The 19253-nt window shown below is 71.7% G+C and carries 17 protein-coding genes; 12 read left to right on the top strand and 5 right to left on the bottom strand.

Translation table 11 applies throughout. From position 1 onward, the window contains the following. The first annotated feature begins 71 nt into the window (after nt 1–71). Nucleotides 72–581, top strand: a complete 510-nt coding sequence (locus Q0D75_RS18285; RefSeq protein WP_291056828.1) for an 8-oxo-dGTP diphosphatase — start codon at nt 72–74, stop codon at nt 579–581. 33 nt (nt 582–614) lie between these two features. Here the strand turns inward: Q0D75_RS18285 and Q0D75_RS18280 are convergent, their stop codons facing one another. Next, a complete protein-coding gene (locus Q0D75_RS18280; RefSeq protein ID WP_291056827.1) occupies nt 615–2912 on the bottom strand; it encodes an FdhF/YdeP family oxidoreductase in 2298 nt (765 codons plus the stop codon). Beyond that, a complete protein-coding gene (gene fdhD, locus Q0D75_RS18275) occupies nt 2909–3841 on the bottom strand; it encodes a formate dehydrogenase accessory sulfurtransferase FdhD (RefSeq protein ID WP_291056826.1) in 933 nt (310 codons plus the stop codon). The genes Q0D75_RS18280 and fdhD overlap by 4 nt, the downstream gene beginning before the upstream one ends. A gap of 114 nt (nt 3842–3955) precedes the next feature. Here fdhD and Q0D75_RS18270 point away from each other — a divergent pair, with 114 nt between their 5' ends. The 5 genes from Q0D75_RS18270 (at nt 3956) to Q0D75_RS18250 (ending at nt 9204) form a co-directional block, all read left to right on the top strand. Beyond that, entirely contained in the window at nt 3956–4705 is a 750-nt protein-coding gene (locus Q0D75_RS18270; protein ID WP_291056824.1) for an NTP transferase domain-containing protein, read from the top strand. Continuing rightward, the gene (locus Q0D75_RS18265; RefSeq protein WP_291056822.1) at nt 4695–5114 is read left to right on the top strand and encodes a DUF6457 domain-containing protein; all 420 of its coding nucleotides are present in this window, start codon (nt 4695–4697) and stop codon (nt 5112–5114) included. Before Q0D75_RS18270 ends, Q0D75_RS18265 begins: the two co-directional genes overlap by 11 nt. A 15-nt stretch (nt 5115–5129) precedes the next feature. Beyond that, a complete protein-coding gene (locus tag Q0D75_RS18260) occupies nt 5130–6395 on the top strand; it encodes a molybdopterin-binding protein (protein ID WP_291056820.1) in 1266 nt (421 codons plus the stop codon). Between the two features lie 132 nt (nt 6396–6527). After that, on the top strand, nt 6528–7862 hold the full coding sequence (locus Q0D75_RS18255) for a helix-turn-helix domain-containing protein (protein WP_291056818.1): 1335 nt from the start codon (nt 6528–6530) through the stop codon (nt 7860–7862). Between the two features lie 109 nt (nt 7863–7971). After that, nucleotides 7972–9204 (top strand): MFS transporter, encoded by a 1233-nt coding sequence (locus Q0D75_RS18250; RefSeq protein WP_291056816.1) that lies wholly within the window; start codon nt 7972–7974, stop codon nt 9202–9204. Nucleotides 9205–9229: 25 nt separating this feature from the next. Here Q0D75_RS18250 and Q0D75_RS18245 read toward each other — a convergent pair whose 3' ends face one another. Further along, the gene (locus tag Q0D75_RS18245) at nt 9230–10084 is read right to left on the bottom strand and encodes a helix-turn-helix domain-containing protein (RefSeq protein ID WP_291056814.1); all 855 of its coding nucleotides are present in this window, start codon (nt 10082–10084) and stop codon (nt 9230–9232) included. Nucleotides 10085–10190: 106 nt separating this feature from the next. On the opposite strand from Q0D75_RS18245, the gene Q0D75_RS18240 reads away from it, so the two are divergent. The 5 genes from Q0D75_RS18240 to Q0D75_RS18220 all read left to right on the top strand — a co-directional run bounded on the left by Q0D75_RS18240 (nt 10191) and on the right by Q0D75_RS18220 (nt 16585). Continuing rightward, entirely contained in the window at nt 10191–11768 is a 1578-nt protein-coding gene (locus Q0D75_RS18240; RefSeq protein ID WP_291056813.1) for an aldehyde dehydrogenase family protein, read from the top strand. Next, the gene (locus Q0D75_RS18235; protein ID WP_291056811.1) at nt 11768–12217 is read left to right on the top strand and encodes a DUF779 domain-containing protein; all 450 of its coding nucleotides are present in this window, start codon (nt 11768–11770) and stop codon (nt 12215–12217) included. Before Q0D75_RS18240 ends, Q0D75_RS18235 begins: the two co-directional genes overlap by 1 nt. Before the next feature lie 201 nt (nt 12218–12418). Further along, entirely contained in the window at nt 12419–13105 is a 687-nt protein-coding gene (locus Q0D75_RS18230; RefSeq protein WP_291056809.1) for a hypothetical protein, read from the top strand. A 67-nt stretch (nt 13106–13172) separates the two neighbouring features. Then, entirely contained in the window at nt 13173–14756 is a 1584-nt protein-coding gene (locus Q0D75_RS18225) for a carboxylesterase/lipase family protein (RefSeq protein WP_291056808.1), read from the top strand. A gap of 101 nt (nt 14757–14857) precedes the next feature. Beyond that, the gene (locus tag Q0D75_RS18220) at nt 14858–16585 is read left to right on the top strand and encodes a glycosyltransferase (protein WP_291056805.1); all 1728 of its coding nucleotides are present in this window, start codon (nt 14858–14860) and stop codon (nt 16583–16585) included. A gap of 12 nt (nt 16586–16597) precedes the next feature. On the opposite strand, the gene radA is transcribed toward Q0D75_RS18220, so the two are convergent. Then, entirely contained in the window at nt 16598–17920 is a 1323-nt protein-coding gene (gene radA, locus Q0D75_RS18215) for a DNA repair protein RadA (RefSeq protein ID WP_291056803.1), read from the bottom strand. A 111-nt stretch (nt 17921–18031) separates the two neighbouring features. On the opposite strand from radA, the gene Q0D75_RS18210 reads away from it, so the two are divergent. Beyond that, nucleotides 18032–18442, top strand: coding sequence for a VOC family protein (locus Q0D75_RS18210; protein WP_291056801.1), 411 nt, complete (start codon nt 18032–18034; stop codon nt 18440–18442). An 18-nt stretch (nt 18443–18460) separates the two neighbouring features. On the opposite strand, the gene Q0D75_RS18205 is transcribed toward Q0D75_RS18210, so the two are convergent. Further along, nucleotides 18461–19243, bottom strand: coding sequence for a hypothetical protein (locus tag Q0D75_RS18205; protein ID WP_291056799.1), 783 nt, complete (start codon nt 19241–19243; stop codon nt 18461–18463). Nucleotides 19244–19253 lie beyond the last annotated feature (10 nt).

Genomic DNA, 19253 nt, shown 5'->3' with positions numbered 1-19253 from the left:
AGCCCGGCGGCGCGACGGCGCGGCGGCGCGGCCGAAACATGCCGAACACACGCGGGAGTTATCATCCACAGGTGTCTCCCGTCTCTCCCTACCAGGTCTGCGTGGCATTCCTCACGCGTGTGCGCGCCGACGGCCGCACCGAGGTGCTGCTCGGCCGCAAGAAGACCGGTCTCGGATCGGGCAACATCGTGGGCCTCGGCGGCAAGATCGAGGCCGGCGAGACCGCGCTCGACGCCATCGTGCGGGAGATCGAGGAGGAGTCGAGCCTGGTGGTCGATCCGGCCGACCTCACCGAGATGGGGCTGGTGAAGTTCGCGTTCCCGTTCCGGGAGAACTGGAGCCAGGATTCGACGGTGTTCGTGGCCAGCGTCTGGAGCGGAGAGCCCGAAGAGTCCGACGAGGTGTCACCCGACTGGTATCCGCTCGACGAACTGCCCCTGGACGCCATGTGGGACGACGCGAAGTACTGGCTGCCCGCCGTGCTCGCGGGGGAGCGCGTGCTCGGCGACTTCACGTTCGGCGAAGACTGCGCCACCGTCTCGGGCTACGACCTGCACGACCCGGCGCTGCACACGCCCTGACGCGCCAGGCCGTCGAACCGCCCGCCCGCCCGCTCAGCCCGCGGCGGCCGGCTCCAGCCGCACCACGATCGCCTTCGACACCGGCGTGTTGCTGCCCTCGGCGGTCGAGTCCAGCGGAACGAGCACGTTGGCTTCGGGGAAGTACGCGGCAGCGCATCCGCGGGCCGTCGGATACGCGACCGCCCGGAAACCGCGCAGCTCCCGGTCGGGCTGCCCCGGCCACTCGCTGAACACGTCGATCGCCTGCCCGTCGGTGAGCCCCAGCGCTTCAAGATCGGCGGGATGCACGAACACCACGTTCCGCCCCTTCTTGATGCCGCGGTAGCGGTCGTTCAGGCTGTAGATCGTCGTGTTGAACTGATCGTGCGAGCGCAGGGTCTGCAGCAGCAGCCGCCCCGGCGGGCAGATCACCGGTTCCAGCCGGTTCACCGTCAGCAGCGCCTTGCCCACGGCGTTGGTGAAGGTGCGCGAGTCGCGCGGACCGTTGGGCAGTACGAAGCCGTCCTGCCGGCGGATCTTCTCGTTGTAGCCCTCGCACCCCGGCACCACACGCCCGATGTGCTCGCGGATGACGTCGTAGTCGGCCTCGAAGCCGGCCCAGTCGATTCCGGATGCCTCACCCAGCGTCGCGCGCGCCAGTCGCGACACGATCGCCACCTCCGAGAGCAGGTTCGGCGCCACCGGTGGGATACGCCCGTGCGAGGCGTGCACCGCGCAGACCGAATCCTCCACCGACACGATCTGCGCTCCGGAGGCCTGCAGGTCGATCTCGGTGCGCCCGAGCGTGGGCAGGATGATCGCCTCGGCGCCGGTGACGGCGTGCGAGCGGTTGAGCTTGGTGGAGATCTGCACGGTCATCCCCGTGCCCCGCATCGCGGCCTCGGCCGCCGCCGTGTCGGAGATGGCCCCCACGAAGTTGCCGCCGAGCGACACCCAGGTCTTGATCTCGCCCCGCTGCATGGCCCGGATGCCGTGCACGGCATCCACCCCGATCTCGCGCGGCATCGGCCGGCCGAACTCACGCTCGAGCGCGTCGAGGAAAGCGGGCGGCATCTGTTCCCAGATGCCCATGGTGCGGTCGCCCTGCACGTTGCTGTGGCCGCGCACCGGGGAGGCGCCGGCGCCCGGCTTGCCGATGTTGCCGCGCAACAGCAGGAGGTTGATGATCTCCTTGATGCCGGCGACGGCCCTCCTGTGCTGGGTGACCCCCATCGCCCAGGTGATGATGGTGGCGTTCGAGCGGATGTACCGCTCGGCCAGTTCGTCGATCTCGGTGCTGGTGAGCCCGGTCGCCTCGAGCACCTCGGTCTCGTCGAGAGCGGCCAGGTGTGCCGTGAGCTCCGACAGCCCCAGGCAGTGCTCGGCGAGGAAGGCGTGGTCGAGCACGGTTCCGGGTGCCGCCGCTTCGGCCTCGAGCACCCGCTTGGAGACCGCCTGCAGCAGCGCCATGTCGCCGCCGAGCCGGATCTGCAGGAACTGATCGGAGATCGCCGTGCCGTGACCGAGCACCCCGCGCACGGTCTGCGGGTTCTTGTAGCGCTCGAGCGCGGCCTCGGGCAGCGGGTTGACCGACACGATCGTGGCACCGGCGTTCTTGGCGTCTTCGAGTGCGGTGAGCATCCGCGGGTGGTTCGTTCCCGGGTTCTGGCCCATCACGATGATGAGCTCGGCCTTCTCGAAGTCGTCGTAGGAGATGGTGGACTTGCCGATGCCGATCACCTCGCTGAGCGCGGTGCCGGTGGACTCGTGGCACATGTTCGAGCAGTCGGGCAGGTTGTTGGTGCCGAAGGCGCGCACGAACAGCTGGTACGCGAAGGCGGCCTCGTTCGAGGCGCGGCCGCTGGTGTAGAAGGCGGCCTGGTCGGGGCTCTCCAGCGCGCGCAGGTTCTCGCCCACGAGACGGAAGGCCTCGTCCCAGCTCACGGGGCGGTAGTGGTCTTCACCGGCCGGTTTGTAGACGGGCTCGGTGAGGCGCCCCTGCATGCCGAGCCAGTACTCCGACTTGCCGGCCAGGTCGTGCACCGAGTGCTCGGCCCAGAAGCTGCTCGGCACGGTGACCGGGGTGGCCTCCCAGATCACGGCCTTGGCGCCGTTCTCGCAGAACTCGAGCTTCTTGCGGTGATCCGGATCCGGCCAGGCGCAGCTCATGCAGTCGAAGCCGCCGCGCTGGTTGATCGAGGTGAGCAGCTCGAGGGTGCGACGGCCGCCCAGCTGGCGAAGCGCCGGCTCCATCGAGTGCAGCACACCGGGCAGGCCCACGGCGTAGTGCTTCGGATCGGTGACCTCGATGTCGGCGTCGCTGACGTCGTCCACGGGCGGTCTGGCGCTCATGCGGGGGCTCCGGGGAGGTCGGTGGTGGCGGGGTCGTGCGGGCGCGCAGGGATGTCGACGTGGGTGTCGGTTCCGGATGCCGCGGCGGCGGCCGCGCGCGCCGCGCCGATCCGCTGCGGGCTGCTGTAGACCACCATCGAGTCGCCGCGCAGGAAGCCGACCAGCGTCATCCCGAGTTCGGCGGCGAGTTCGGCCGCGAGCGAGGAGGGGGCGGAGACCGCGGCGAGCATGGGGATGCCGGCCATCGAGGCCTTCTGGGTGAGCTCGAAGCTCGCGCGCCCCGAGACCATCAGCACGGTGGAGCGCAGCGGGAGCCGGTTCTCCTTCACGGCCCAACCGACGACCTTGTCGACCGCGTTGTGCCGGCCGACGTCTTCGCGCAGCACCAGCAGCTCGCCGGTCAGGGCGTCGAAGAGGGCCGCGGCGTGCAGGCCGCCGGTCTTCTCGAACACCGCCTGCTGTTCGCGCAGCAGGTCGGGGAAGGTCACCAGCAGGGCGGGGTCGATCTCGAAGGCGTCGCCGCGCACCTCGTAGTGCGAGAGGGTACGCACCGCGTCGATGCTCGCCTTGCCGCAGAGGCCGCACGAACTCGTCGTGTAGAAATTGCGCTCGAGGCTCGGATCGGGTGCCGGCACGCCGGGCGCGAGGCTCACGTCGAGCACGTTGTAGGTGTTGAGCCCCTCGTCGGTGGCGCCGGCGCAGTAGCGGGCCGCCGCGAAATCGTCGCCGTGCCGGATGACACCCTCCGAGACGAGGAACCCGGCCGCCAGATCGGTGTCGTGGCCGGGCGTGCGCATCGTGATCGCGAGCGAGCGGCCGCCGACCCGGATCTCGAGGGGCTCTTCGACGGCCAGCAGATCTTCCCGGAACACCCGCGGCGCGCCGACGGTGATGCGGGTCACGCGGCGTCGAGCGGTGATTCGTCCCATGTGTCAGGAATAGCATCCGCGAGGGGTAGGGGCAAACGCCCGGAGCGAATGCCCAGGGCCCGGTGCGGGGAGCCGGCCTCGGGAAGGGGATCGGGCAGAGCCTAGGCTGGTCGGGTGCTGCTGGATGCGATCGTTCTCGCCGGGGGCCGCTCCTCGCGCCTCGGCGGCGAGCCCAAGCAGCACCTGATCGTCGACGGCCGCAGCCTGCTGCACCGCACGCTCGACGCGGCCCGTGAGGCCGGAGCGCAGCGGGTCGTGGTGGTGGGGGAGCCGGCGCTCGCCGCAGAGATCGCGGGCGCGCTCGCGGGGACGGGTACGGGTACGGGTGCGGATCGCGGCGCGTCCATCGAGGTGGTTCGCGAGGAACCGGCATTCGGCGGCCCCGTGGCCGCGATCGCCGCCGGGGTGGCGGCTCTGGGGATGACGGCTCCGGGGATGTCGGCTCTGGGCCAGGCCTCCGCATCCGCACGCACCCCATCCTCCGGTGAACACGGCATCCTGGTGCTGGCCTGCGACATGCCCGGATGCGCCGACGCGGTCGCCGCGCTGGTGATCGCGGCGGGGGAGACCGCCCACGGAGCGCGCGGTCACCGGCAGGGCGGCGTCGACGGGTTCGCTGCGGTCGATGCATCCGGTCGCCGTCAGCACCTGCTCGCCCTCTACGACGCTGCCGCCCTGACCGCCGCCGTGCAGCGGGTGGGCGCTCGCCTCGACGGACTGGCCGTGCGAACCTTGGTGGAACCGCTGGAGCTGCGCGAGGTGCCGATCCCCGCGGGCGCCGCCGACGACGTCGACACCTGGGACGACGCCGAGCGCCTCGGCGCGAGATCGCCCCTCGAACGGAGGAGTCCTGATGAGTGCTGAAGACGACCAGCTGCGCGAGCTCGCCGCCTGGAGTTCGCGCCTGGCGGCCGAACTGCGGCTCGAGGGGTTCGTGGTCGACGTGGAGGCGCTTCTGGCGCTGGCCGGGGTGGCGGCGCACTCGGTGCGGCGCCCGGCGGCTCCGCTCACGACGTATGTGGTGGGCTACGCCGCCGGACTCGCGGCGGCCCGGCAGCGGGCGGCCGACGACGGCACGGGGGAGGAGCACGCGACCGTCGCGGCGGCGGACCTCACGGCTGCGGACCTCACGGCTGCAGCCGACGAGCTGGCCCGGGCGATCGAGGTGGCGACCAGGCTCGCCGAGACGGTCGCTGCCGAGCGCGAGGCCTCCGACGACATGCCGCCCACCATGTCGGCGGAACTGCCGCCCGCGCACGACGGCTCTGCGTGAGATCGGGAAGCCCGGATGAGCACCGCTGATCGGGCGCCGAAAGCGGCGACAGCATCCGCGCGCACCCCGGTATCGTCGCCGGTTGAGTGGCACGAGGCGCGGCGCATCGCGGCCGCCGCCGCCGTGCCGCTCGTGCCGATCCGCGTTCCCCTCGAGGCCGCGGCCGGTCGCACGCTCGCCGACGACCTGCACGCCCTCACCGACGTGCCGCACTACGACTCCTCGGCCATGGACGGCTGGGCGGTGGCCGGCGATCCGCCCTGGCGACTGCTCGGCGCGGCAGCCAACCCACCCGTCTTGCGCGCCGGAGAAGCCCGGCCCATCGTGACGGGCGGTCTCGTGCCGGCCGGCATCCGGGGCGTGCTGCGGAGTGAACACGGCGTCGTGTCATCCATCGACGGCATCCGGATGCTCGAGCCGGGTCCCGGGGCGGCCGGCGAACCGCGCCCGGGCCAGCACATCCGGGGCGCCGGGCGGGAGGCGCGGAACGGCGAGCGGCTGATCGACGCCGGGCGCCTCCTGAACCCGGTGCATCTGGCGCTCGCGGCGGCGGGCGGCCACGACGAACTGGGGGTGGTGGCCCGGCCCGCGGTCGCCCTGCTGCTGACCGGTGCGGAGGTCGTGACGGCGGGCATACCCGGCCCCGGCCGGGTGCGCGACAGCTTCGGACCGTCGCTTCCCGGCGTGATCGCGAGCCTGGGCGGCACCGTGATCGGCGTCGACCGGATCGGCGACGACTTCGACGCCACGGTCGCCGAGCTGGCCGCGTGGGCCTCGGCCTCGGCATCGGCCACGTCGCCCGCGAGGGCGGCTCCCTCCCTCCTCCTCACCACGGGCGGCACCGGAGGGTCCGGTTCCGACCACGTGCGCACCGCGCTGCGCGCCCTCGGAGCCGAGTTCCTGATCGGCGGGCTCGCCGTCCGCCCCGGCGGTCCCGCCCTACTGGCCCGGCTCCCGGGCGGCCTGCTGGTGATCGGGCTGCCCGGCAACCCGCTCGCCGCGCTGCTCAGCCTGCTGACGCTCGCGCATCCGGTGATCGCCGCGTTCCAGGGGCTGCCCCTGCCCGCCCTCGGCGAGGTCGTGCTGGGAGCGGCCGTCGAAGCCGCTCGCAGCCCCACCGTGCTCCGCCCCTACCGCTTGCACGCGGGGCTGGCCCTGCCCTCCGACTGGCACGGATCGGGGATGCTGCGCGGCCTCGCCGACGCCGACGGCGTGCTGGTGTGCCCGGGCGCCGGTGCAGCGGGGGGCGACCGCGTGCCGGCCCTGCCGATCCCCTGGTGATTCGCCGGCGCTCTTCACGTACGGGCGGCTGCGCGTGATACTGGTGGCGTGAGGTCCGGTGTGATCTCGGCCGGATCCTCCCGGCGCACCCGCTGAACCACTCCCACTATCGACGCAGATGGGCGGCAGAGCATGAGCAGTCCCTGGCTCGCGCATCCGGACGCCCGGGAGCGCACCCGTCCGCGCACCGTCGTGCACGAATCGTGGGAGCGCGCGAAGAGCCGGGCGCTGGATCCCGAGCACCTGCTTCCCGACCTCGAGGTGGGCGAAGACGTGCTCGCCGAGTACCGCCGGGCGCACCCGCTCTCGCTCGTGCTGCCGGTCATCCGCAAGCTGCTGGTGCGCGATGCCGAGGGCTCGGGTCTGCTCGTGGCCGTCGGCGACGAGATGGGCCGGCTGCTCTGGGTCGAGGGCGACTCCGCCTCGAAGCGGGCGGCCGAGGACATGCGCTTCGTGGAGGGCGCCGGCTGGTCGGAGAGCCGGGTGGGCACGTCGGCACCGGGCACGGCCCTGGAGCTGGACCACGGCATCCAGATCCACGACTCCGAGCACTTCAACCGGCTGGTGCACGGCTGGAGCTGCACCGCGGTGCCGGTGCACGACCCCGAGACCCGGCGCATCCTGGGCGTGATCGACATCACGGGAGATGCCCGGGCCGTGGATCCGCACACGCTCCCGCTGATCGAGGCGACCGCCGCGGCCGCCGAGGCCGAACTGATGGTGCTGCGGCTGCGGGCGCTCAGCGATCGAGGCGGCGCGGGCGGCTCGACGTCGACCCGCGGGCGCTCGCCGCTCAGCGTGGTGGGCTTCGGAGCGGCGGGGTCGGCAGGCGTCGGAGCACGTTCTGCCGCACGGCAGGGCCGGCGGCCGGATGCGGGACCGATCTCGATGCACGTGCTCGGACGCGACACCGGCGAGTTGGCCGGGGCGAACGGCCCGGTCGAGCTGAGTTCGCGGCACTCCGAGATCCTGACGGTGCTGGCGTGGCATCCGGAGGGCGTGTCGGCGCAACGCCTGGCCGCCGAGGTCTACGGAGACGAATCCGGCGTCGTCACGCTCCGCCCCGAGATGGTGCGGCTGCGGCGCACCCTCGCCGCGGCCGGCACGGGCGTCGACATCGAGTCGCGGCCCTACCGGCTGAGCGTGCCGATCGAGCTCGACGCCCACCACGTCGTCTCGCTGCTGGACAAGGGGGCGCACCGGGTGGCTCTCGCCGCGGTGCGCGGCCCGCTGCTGCCCGGATCCGACGCCCCCGGAGTCGTCGCCATCCGCGACCGGGTGCGGATGCGGCTGCGCGAGGCGATCCTCACCGACGCGGCCGTCGACGTGCTGCTCGACTACGCCGCCACCGAAGACGGCCTGGACGACGCCGAGGTGTGGACCGCGGCCCTCCGGCTGCTGCCCGCGCGCTCGCCTAAGCGCGCCGGCGTGGTGGCTCACCTCGAGGCGCTCGAGCGGTCGCTGTAGGGCCGCGCCCCGTTCATCCGGGGCCCGGTCGCCCGCACGTCCGGACGATCTGCACGGTCTCGCCGACGATCGGTCGGAAGGATGCCACAGCCTCGGCGTTGCATTCCCCATGACCACCGACACCGCGTCGCTCGCACTCGCGAGCAGCACCAGCACACCGTCCTCCTCCGGTACGCCGTCTCCCACCGCCCCCAAAGACTCCTGGGCGGGCGTCGTCTCGCTCGGCCTCGGCGTGTTCGCCCTCGTGATGGCCGAGTTCCTGCCGGCGAGCCTGCTCACCCGGGTCGCGAGCGACCTCGGTGTGAGCGAGGGCGTGGCCGGTCAGTCGGTGAGCGTCACGGCGATCGTGGCAGCGCTCGCCGGGCTGACCATCCCGGTGCTGCTGCCCCGCATCGACCGCCGGCACCTGATGCTCGGACTCGGCGCCCTCGCGGTGCTCTCCGACCTGCTCGTGGCGATCGCCCCGAGCTACCCTGTGCTGCTGGCCGCCCGCGTGCTGCTCGGCGTCGCGCTCGGTGGCTTCTGGGCGCTCGCCATCTCGGTCACGGCGCGACTGGTGTCGCCGGCGCGGCTCGGCCGGGGCATGACGATCGTGAACGTGGGCGTCTCGCTCGCCACGGTGGCCGCGATCCCGCTCGGCACGTGGCTCGGTGAGCTGTGGGGCTGGCGTGCGGTCTTCCTGCTCGCGGCCGGAGTCGGGGTGGTGGCGCTCGTGGTGCAACTGGTCGTGCTGCCCTCGGTGCGCCCGAACGGCGGTGCCGGATTCCGGGCGCTGTTCGACACCCTGCGTTCGCGCCTGATCCTTCTCGGTCTGCTCGCCACGGCGCTGGTGGCCGGCGGGCACTTCGCCGCCTTCACCTACATCCGCCCCGCCGCCACCGAGGTGGGCGGCTTCGAGCCGGCCGCGCTCGCGGCGCTGCTGCTGGTCTACGGCCTGGCCGCGTTCGCCGGCAACCTGGTGGCCGGGCCGCTGGTCGACAAGCGGATGCGACTGGCCGTGCTCGTGGTGCCGGCCCTGCTCGGCGTCGCACTGCTGCTGTTCTCGTTCTCGGGCGGTAACCAGGCGCTCGTCGTCCTCGCCGTGGCACTCTGGGGTCTCGGCTTCGGCGCGGTGCCCACCACGCTGATGACCTGGATGGCGAGGGCCGAGCCCGCCCGCCTGGAGAGCGTCGGCGGCCTGCAGGCGGCGGCCTTCCAGGTCGCGATCGCGCTCGGCGCCGTGGTCGGCGGCGTCCTGGTCGACGGTGTCGGTGTCGGCACCGCCCTGCTCGTCGGAGGTGTCGCGGCCCTCACCGGAGGCATCCTCCTCACGTCGCTCCGCAACCGCCCCGCCCGCGCCTAGCCCCGGGCCGGTGACGTCGCCGGGCCTACCGCGCGGAGCGGCGCCAGGCGGTGGGGGACTCTCCTGCCACACGGCGGAAGGCGCGGCTGAAGGCCTCGTCGGAGCAGTAGCCGAGGGCGCTGGCCGTCTGGCCGACACTGAAGCCCTCAGCGGTGAGCAGCTGTTTCGCCCGCTCCATCCGCACGCGAGCGAGGTAGGCGAGGGGTGGCACCCCCACGGCGAGGCGGAACTGCTCGGCGAATGTCGAGCGCGAGGAGTTCGCCACCCGTGCCAGACCGGCCACGCTCCACTTGGTTCCGGGCTCGTTCTGGATGGCCTCCAGGGCCCGGGCGATGTGCGGATCGCGCAGGGCGAGCTGCCAACCGGATGCTCCGGCATCCCGGTCGCATCCGCTTTCGGCCCAGCCGCGCACCGTGGCCGTCACCACCAGCGTCGCGAGATCCTCCGCGAGCGAGGCGGATGCGTCGCGGCCGGCTGCCAGCTCTTCACGGATGCCGCCGATCAGGCCCGCCACCACGGCGGAGCGGTCGGCGAGCGAGCAGCTCATCATCAGTTCGGGCAGGCCGCCCGACAGCACGGCGGACGGGCCGACGCCCTCGACGTGCACCGCGACGGTCAGCACCTCGGTGTGCTCGATCGCGGTCAGCGTGTGCGGCCCGCCGAGCGGGAGCAGGAACACGTCGCCCGCGCGCACGATGGCGCAGGCCTCGGTGCCCGAGACGCTCGCCGAACCGGAGACCAGGTGGTGCAGCACGAGGCCCTCGACGTGCCGTCGGCGGTCGCCCGGCGCGAGGTGCTCGAGGGTCACCGAATCGGCGCGGAACCGCAGCCGCGCGAGCAGCGCCCCCACGGCATCCGGTTCGGCGTCGACGAAGCTCATGAACGGAACAAGGCCCGACCGGCGCCGGGCATTCCCGCGCAACCCGATGCAACCTGCCCAGGCGTAGCGTCACGGGCATCCGACACCGTCGTCGACAAGGAGCATCATGACCATCATCGATCGTCCCGAGACCGAGGCAGCGGCCCCCGCAGCGCCCGGCTCCACCGTCTATGCGAACCCCGGCACCGCGGGTGCCGTCGTCGCCTTCAAGCCGCGCTACGACAACTACATCGGCGGCGAGTACGTGCCGCCGGCCAGCGGCCAGTACTTCCAGAACCCCACCCCCGTCACGGGCCAGAACTTCACCGAGGTCGCGCGCGGCAACGCCACCGACGTCGACCGGGCCGTCGAGGCCGGCTGGAAGGCCTTCCCCGCCTGGAGTAAGACCAGCGTCGCCGAGCGTGCGGTCATCCTGAACAAGATCGCCGACCGCATGGAGCAGAACCTCGAGCTGCTCGCCGTGGCCGAGACCTGGGAGAACGGCAAGCCGGTGCGCGAGACGCTCGCCGCCGACATCCCGCTCGCCATCGACCACTTCCGCTACTTCGCCGGCTGCATCCGGGCGCAGGAGGGCGGCATCAGCGAGATCGACAACGACACCATCGCCTACCACTTCCACGAGCCGCTGGGCGTGGTGGGCCAGATCATCCCTTGGAACTTCCCCATCCTGATGGCCGTCTGGAAGCTCGCTCCGGCACTCGCCGCGGGCAACTGCGTGGTGCTGAAGCCGGCCGAGCAGACGCCGGCCAGCATCCACGTGCTGATGGGCCTGATCGAAGACCTGCTGCCCGCCGGCGTGCTCAACATCGTCAACGGCTTCGGCATCGAGGCCGGCGCCCCGCTCGCCTCGCACAACAACATCCGCAAGATCGCGTTCACCGGCGAGACCACCACGGGCCGCCTGATCATGCAGTACGCGAGCGAGAACCTGATCCCCGTCACGCTCGAACTCGGCGGCAAGAGCCCGAACGTGTTCTTCGCCGACGTGGCCGACGAGAAGGACTCCTTCTACGACAAGGCGCTGGAGGGCTTCACCTTCTTCGCCCTGAACCAGGGCGAGGTCTGCACCTGCCCCTCGCGGGCACTGGTGCAGCGATCCATCTACGACGGCTTCGTGGCGGATGGCCTCGAGCGCGTGTCGAAGGTCAAGCAGGGCAACCCGCTGGACACGTCCACGATGATCGGCGCGCAGGCCTCGAACGACCAGCTGGAGAAGATCCTCAGCTACATGGACATCGGCAAGCAGGAGGGCGCGAAGCTGCTCACCGGCGGCGAGCGGGCCGACCTCGGTGGCGAGCTGAGCGGCGGCTTCTACGTGCAGCCCACCGTCTTCGAGGGCGTGAACTCGATGCGTATCTTCCAGGAGGAGATCTTCGGTCCGGTGCTCGCGCTGACGAGCTTCGACGACTACGACGAGGGCATCTCGATCGCCAACGACACCCTCTACGGCCTCGGTGCCGGCGTGTGGTCGCGCAGCGGATCGCAGCTCTACCGGGCGGGCCGCGCCATCCAGGCCGGCCGTGTGTGGTCGAACACCTACCACCAGTACCCGGCGCACGCGGCCTTCGGCGGCTACAAGCAGTCCGGCATCGGGCGGGAGAACCACCGCATGATGCTCGACCACTACCAGCAGACGAAGAACCTGCTCGTCTCCTACGCCGACGGGCCGATGGGATTCTTCTGATGACGGATCCCACGTCGGGGCCGTCGCGCGTCGACGTGACCGAGGCGGCGGCGGAGATGCTGCGGCACCTCGCGTCGATCAACGGGCAGCTGATGTTCCACCAGTCCGGCGGATGCTGCGACGGCTCGTCGCCGATGTGCTACCCCGTCGGGATGTTCCGAACCGGCGGCTCGGACATCCTGATCGGCACCCTGCACGTCGAGGGCACCTACCCGGTCGAGGTGTACATGTCGCGCTCGCAGTTCGAGTACTGGAAGTACACGCACCTCACCATCGACCTCGTCGACGGCCGGGGCAGCGGCTTCTCGATCGAGGCCCCCGAGGGCAAGCGCTTCCTCATCCGTTCCCGGATGCTGGACGACGCCGAGCTCGAAGCCTTCGGCCTGGCCGCTCCTGTGGTCCCCACCCCCGCGGTCCCCACCCCCACCCCCACCCCCGCCCCCGCCTGACCCTCCCGTCACCTCCTCGCGACCCGTCGATTTCGGCCCTGAATCCGCCCGGGAAGGGCGAAGATCGACGGGTCGCGAGGAGGGGTGGTGCGGGGGAGCGGCGCGGGGAGCGGTGCGGGTTGGGCGGATTCGCAGGGTCGGGAGGCGCGAATGGCGGTGTCGTGCCGGGGCTCGGGCGCATCCGCTGGTTAATGTGGGCTCATGTCGAGCATCGGACAACCCGGGCAAGCCCCGGGAAGGCTGCCCAAGCAGGTGTACTGGCGGCGCCGCGCGATCGTGCTGTTCGCGCTGGTGGCCGTGATCGTGGTGGTCGTGCTGATCGTCGTGCGACCCGGCTCGGGTGCGCAGGGCGAATCGCCCGCGACCGTCGGCGCTCCCACCTCGACGGCCGATCCGGGGGCGACGGATGCCGCGGGCTCGGCCGATCCCGCCGCCACACCGGGCTCGGTCGACGCGGCCACGACCGACCCGAACGCTCCGGCGGCCGCCTGCGCCGCCGGCAACATCTCGGTGACACCGGTCACGGATGCGAGCAGCTACGCGGCGGGCGTGAACCCGCAGATCTCGTTCACGATCGAGAACACCGGCTCGGAGCCCTGCACCATCAACGCCGGCACCTCGCAGCAGCTCTACACGATCACGAGCGGCGACGAGACCTACTGGGTCTCGACCGACTGCCAGACCGGCGCCTCCGACACCCAGGCCCTGCTCGAGCCCGGCGTCGTGGTGAACTCCACCCCCTTCGCCTGGGACCGCACCCGGTCGAGTGCCGCCACCTGCGAGGCGACCGACCGCCCGCAGGTTCCGGCCGCGGGCGCCTCGTACCACCTCACGGTGCAGGTGGCGGGCATCCCGGCCGCCGACACCCAGCAGTTCATCCTCAACTGAGGGGTGCGCTGAGCGGCGTCGGCGTGCGCGTCGGCCGGCGTTCATCCGGCCCGGCTAGCATGCGCGAGTGACCAGCCTCCGATCCTCGCCGCCTCCCGCACCGGATGCCGCGGGTGGAGCCGGCGACCCGCTGATCGTCGAGGTCGCCGAGGGCACCGTCCGGGGCGCCGAGCGGAGGGGCCTGCGCTGGTGGCGCGGCATCCCGTTCGCCGCGGCGCCGGTCGGGCCGCTGCGGTTCCGGGCTCCGCGGCCGCCCGCGCCGTGGGACGGCGTGCGGGACGCCCGCGACTTCGGGCCGGTGGCGATGCAGTCGCGCGCCGGCAACTTCATCGGGGCGAGCCGCTCGGCGGTGATGTCGGAGGACTGCCTGAGTATCAACGTCCTGCGCCCGGCCGACGAGCGCACGGGCCTGCCGGTGATGGTGTTCGTGCACGGCGGCGCCTACAGCGTCGGGTCGTCGGCCGAGCATCCGCAGAACGGCGAGGCGCTCGTGCGCGAGGGCGGCATCGTCTACGTGAGCTTCAACTACCGCCTCGGCGCGCTCGGCTACCTCGACTTCACGCGCTACTCGACGCCGGAACGGCCGCTGGAGTCGAACCTGGGCCTCCGCGACCAGGTGGCCGCCCTCGAGTGGGTGCGGCAGAACATCGCGGCCTTCGGGGGCGACCCCGCCACCGTCACGCTGTTCGGGGAGTCGGCCGGTGGCAACGCCGTCACCACCCTGATGGCGACCCCATCCGCTCAGGGGCTCTTCGCGCGGGCGATCGCTCAGAGCTCGCCGGCCAACGCCATCTACCTTCCCGAGACCACTGCGGTCTGGGCTGAGGAGTTCGTCGAACTGCTCACCGAGTCGATCGACGCGGACGGCGTCGAGTCGACCTCCGACGACCTCGCCGGCGAGGTGCTGGTGTCGGTGGAGGCCGGCGAACTGGTCGAGGCCGCCGTCACCCTGACGCTGCGCACGCCGGACGCGCATCCGGGCACCATCGCGCTCTCACCCGTGATCGACGGCGACTTCCTGCCCGAGCGCCCTCTGGACGCGTTCAAGGAGGGGCGTGCGGCGGCGATCCCGTTGATCATCGGCACGAACGACCGCGAAGGATCGCTGTTCGTCGGCCGGCTCGACATCCTGGCCACCACGCCCAAGCGGATCCGCGCCATCTTCCGGCGTACCAAGAAGGGCAATCGCAAGGCGATCAAGGCCGAATACCCGGGGCTGCCGGCCAAGCGACCGGCGGCGGATTTCGGCGGCGACTACGCCTTCTGGTATCCGACCGTGAAGGTGGCCGAGCGGCACTCACGGTTCCAGCCGACCTACTTCTACCGCTTCGACGCGGCACCGCGGCTGGTGCGGCTGGCCGGCTTCGACGCCACCCACGGGCTCGACCTGTTCGCCGTCTTCGACCGGATGAACGGCTGGTTCGGGCGCACGATGACGGTGCTCGGCGGGCGGCGCGCGTTCCGTGCGGCCGGCCGGCGGATGCGGGCGCACTGGCTGCGGTTCGCCCACGACGGGCGTCTCGGCGACGACTGGCCGCTCTACGACGAGAACGACCGCCTGACCCTCGTGATCGATGCCGAAGACCGCGTCGAAGCGGATCCACGCGGCTCGCGCCGACTCGCCTGGCAGGCCTTCGTACCGCACGTGTGAGCATCCGCCGCGCTGGCCCCGCGCTCCGGCGGAGCCCGGGCTCCGTGTCAAAATCGGATCGGGCGCTTCCCTAGGGCGCCGGTGGCGGGAGTGGCGAGCGGGTGAACGACATCAGCGGTGCGCGGCCCGATCCCTCCGGCGTCGCCTGGAGAGCGCTCGGCGACGACGAACGACTCGAACTGCTGCTCGAATGCGACGCACCCGGCGAGCTGACCGAGCCGGAGGGTGTGCGGATCGGCGTGCTCGGCCCCGAACTCGCCCGGCGCCGGGCATCGCGGCGACTGGCGCGGCTCGAGCTGCGGGTGCGCGGCGCCCACATCGAGGTGCACGCTCGGCTGGACGGGCCGCTCGAACCCGCTGCACCCCGGATGCGGATCGTGGTCGAGACGGTCGAGAACGTCGAGATGGTCGCCACGGTCGACGCAGCGGATGCGCGCGCGGTCTGCTCAGATCCGGTCCTGGCCGAGACGGCGCACGTGCTCGTCGGGATGCCCGAGGGCGAGGCCGACCGGCGGTATCGGGTGCGGGTCGAGATCCAGGATGCGGCGACTCTGGTGTGGGCTCCGGTCGGGATCGCCGCCAGCGACGTCTTCACCACGACCGGACACCAGCTGCGCTCGGGCCGGGTACACCGTGCCGGCCGTGTGGTGGCCGGGCCGCACCCCGACCAGTTCGTCGTGCGCCCGCGACTCGGCCGTCGCGCCCGCACCCGACTGCGGCGTCGTGCCCACCGAGCCTCCGCACCCGGCGCGGAGCTGCTGGTGTTCCCGTACTACCCGAACAACCCGTACCAGCGCATCCTGTACTCCCGGCTCGGCGCGCGGTTCGCCGTGACGGTCGCCGAAGACGTGCCCGGACTGCTCGCGCACCTCCGGGCGACGCCCGACCCGGCCCGGCCGCGCATCCTGCACCTGAACTGGACCGCGCCGATCGCGCAGCAGGCGACGACCGGCGAGGAGGCGGCACGTGCGGCGGCGACGTTCCTCGAGGCCCTGGACGACTTCCGGGCCGGCGGCGGGCACCTGGTCTGGACCGTGCACAACACGATGCCGCACGAGCTGCGTCACCGCGACGCCGAGCTCACCGTGCTGCGCGGCGTCGTCGAGCGTGCCGACCGCGTGATCGTGATGAATCCGGCCACACCGAGGCTCGTGGCCGACGATTACGCGCTGCGGCCCGAGACCGTCGTGGTGCATCCGCACCCGAACTACCGCGGCCGGTTCCGCGATGAGGTGTCGACGGCACAGGCGCGCCGGGCCTTGGTGCTGGCGCCGGATGCCACCGTGCTGTTGCTCTTCGGCACCCTGCGGCCGTACAAGGGCCTGGACCGCCTGCTGGAGGCTTTCGCGCGAGCCCGCGTCGCGCATCCGGAACTGGTGCTGCTGGTGGCGGGCGAGGTGGGTTCCGGCGTCGACGAGGCCGCGCTCCGACGGGCGCTCGACGTCGAGGGCGTGCACGCCGCCGTGCGGTACGTGCCGGCCGACGACGCGCAGTTCTGGATCCGGGCCGCCGACGCGATGGTGCTTCCCTACCTCGGCGCGCTCAATCCGAGTCTGGTCTACCTCGCCGCCACCTTCGGTCGCCCCGTGCTGCTCTCCGACCTCGGCGCCCTCGACCACCTGCACGGCGAGCCGTGGGTGCGCTCGGCTGACTTCGACGACCCGGATGCGCTGCTCGAGGCGCTGCCGTGGATCGAAGCGGCCCGCGCCGGTGAGACCAGGGCGGAGCAGGATCGTGCCGTGGCCGGCTTTCTCCAGCGAACGGACCCGGCAGCCGTGGCCGATGCCTTCACCGACCTGCTGGAGGTCGTCGCCGGCCTGCCGGAGTGACTCCGGAGGTGCTCAGGAGAAGGCACGGCCGAGGGCACGGGTGAGCTGCTGGGCCTCGTCGTCGATGATGCGGTTGAAGCCGAGCCGCCGGGCCTCCGCGGCCCGCGTGCGGCTGGAGGAGACCGGGCGCACCTCACCGGCCAGGCTGATCTCGCCGAAAGCCGCGAGATCGTGCGGCAGCGGTTTGTCGTTCGCCGCCGAGGCCAGGGCCAGCGCGATCGCCAGATCGGCGCCGGGCTCGCTGAGCTTCACCCCGCCGACGGTCGACACGTAGACGTCGAGTTCGCTGAGCTTGATGCGCGCCCGCCGCTCGAGAACCGCCAGGATCATCGCCACTCGCGACGAGTCGACCCCGTTGGTGACCCGCCGCGGGTTCGGTGACGGCGTCGACACGACCAAGGCCTGTACCTCGACGGGAAGCGCGCGCCGCCCCTCCAGGGCGACGGTCACGCAGGTGCCCGACACGGCATCCGACCCTCGCGACAAAAACAGCCCGCTCGGATCGGGCACCTCCCGGATGCCCTCGGCCGACATCTCGAAGCAGCCCACCTCGTCCGTGGGCCCGAAGCGGTTCTTGAGCGCCCGCACGAAGCGCAGCGAGGTCTGCCGGTCGCCCTCGAACTGGCACACCACGTCGACCAGGTGCTCGAGCACCCGTGGCCCCGCGATCGAGCCGTCTTTGGTGACGTGGCCCACCAGCAGCACGGGCAGCGACCGCTCCTTGGCCACCCGGATGAGCGACGACGCGACTTCGCGCACCTGCGTCGGCGACCCCGCCGCCGAATCCAGCGCCGACGACGACACGGTCTGCACCGAGTCGACGATCACGAGGTGCGGCTGCACCGCGTCGATCTGCCCGAGCACGGTGGCCAGATCGGTCTCGGCCGCGAGCATGAGCGTGGGCGAGAGCGCGTGCGTGCGCTCGGCGCGCAACTTCACCTGCGACACCGACTCCTCGGCCGTGACGTAGAGCACCCGCAGGTGCTCTTCGGCGGCCTTCGCGGCCACCTCGAGCAGCAGCGTCGACTTGCCGACGCCCGGCTCGCCGGAGAGCAGGATGGCGGCGCCGGGCACCAGCCCGCCGCCCAGCACCCGGTCGAACTCGCCGATGCCGGTGGCCCAGTGCGCCGCCACGTCGGACGAGATCTCGGTGATCGGCCGCGCTATCCGGGCCTGATCGAGCACGGTCGCCCGCACCGCGCGCGAGATGCCCTCGTTCTCAGCGGCCGAGACCACCGTGCCCCACGACTGGCACTCGCCGCAGCGCCCGACCCACTTGATGCTCTGCCAGCCGCACTCGGTGCAGCGGTACGCGCTGGTGGATTTCGTGGCCATGCCCCAACCCTAGAGCGGCCCTCCGACATCCGTGATCCGCCACCGCCGCCGGGGGAGAACAAGCGCGAGATCGCTCTTTACACAGCCCGTGCGTGCAGCGATCCTGGTGGCATGGCCAACCAGATCTTCGTCAACCTGCCCGTCGCCGACCTCGACGCCTCGAAGGCCTTCTTCGAGGCGATCGGCTACACGATCAACCCCCAGTTCACCGACGAGAACGCCTCCTGCGTGGTGATGAGCGACACCATCTACCTGATGATCCTCACGCACGACTTCTACAAGACGTTCACCACGAAGCAGATTGCGGATGCTCGCACCACCAGCGAGGTGCAGAACGCGATCGGCGTGGACAGCCGTGAGGCCGTCGACGCCATCCTGGAGAAGGCCCTGGCGGCCGGCGCCACCGAGCCCAAGCCCGCGCAGGACTACGGCTTCATGTACAGCCGCGGCTTCGAAGACCTCGACGGCCACCACTGGGACTACCTCTGGATGGACCCGGTGACCGTGCAGCCGCAGGAATAGCAGCGGCGGAACGCGGGCTCAGTCCTCGTAGTCGAGGGGGTCGGGCCCCGCCGCCGCCTTGCCCTTGGCCGAGATGATCGCGGCGCGCTCGGCGAGCCGGTGCCGCACATCCGCCTGCGCCGTCGCCACGAACTCGGCGTCCAGCGGAGCGGATGCCGCGTGCGCGACGCCGTTCTTCGACGCGATGAAGGCGTCGAGCTCAGGGCCCGACTCCCACGAGGTGATGAGGCAGTAGCGCGGCTCGGGCCCGCGGTGCCAGACCGCGTGCCAGAAGCGCTGCGTGTCGACGATCAGCTGCGCGCCGGCCGGGAGCGCGATGCGCACCTCGGTCTCGGGGTCGAAGCGGTCTTCGCGCAGGATCAGGTACGAGTCGGCGTCGTCGGAGAGGTTGTAGAAACCGCGGACGATCCATCCGGTGCCCTCGGGGTTGAGGCGGTTGTTGTCGTCTTGGTGCAGGTTGTAGAGAGCCTCGGGGTAGCTGTTGGGCTGCAGTTCGATCACGCGGCAGCGGCCGATGTTGGTTCCGGGCTCCTCGGCGCGGGCCTTGAGGATCGGCGCTTTCGACACGTTGGCCTCGACCCAGACGCCGTCTTTGTCGGTGCGCGGGGGCGTGTGGTTCCAGAATCCGTTGCAGTCCATGTCTCCCGAGGCGCTGGCCAGCGGCGCGAAACGGGTGTCGCCGGAGGACTTCCAGTCCACGTACTCCAGGTCGAGCCACTCCTTCGGATCGGCGGCCTGGTCGTAGCGGTCGAGGACGACGTAGCCGGATTCCTCGAAAGACTTCGAACGGATGTAGCTCATTGGGGAATGA

Source organism: Herbiconiux sp. (assembly GCF_023264855.1).
Classification (GTDB): domain Bacteria; phylum Actinomycetota; class Actinomycetes; order Actinomycetales; family Microbacteriaceae; genus Herbiconiux.
Note: the sequence above shows the minus strand (reverse complement) of the source record. Positions and strands in the feature narration are given on the sequence as shown.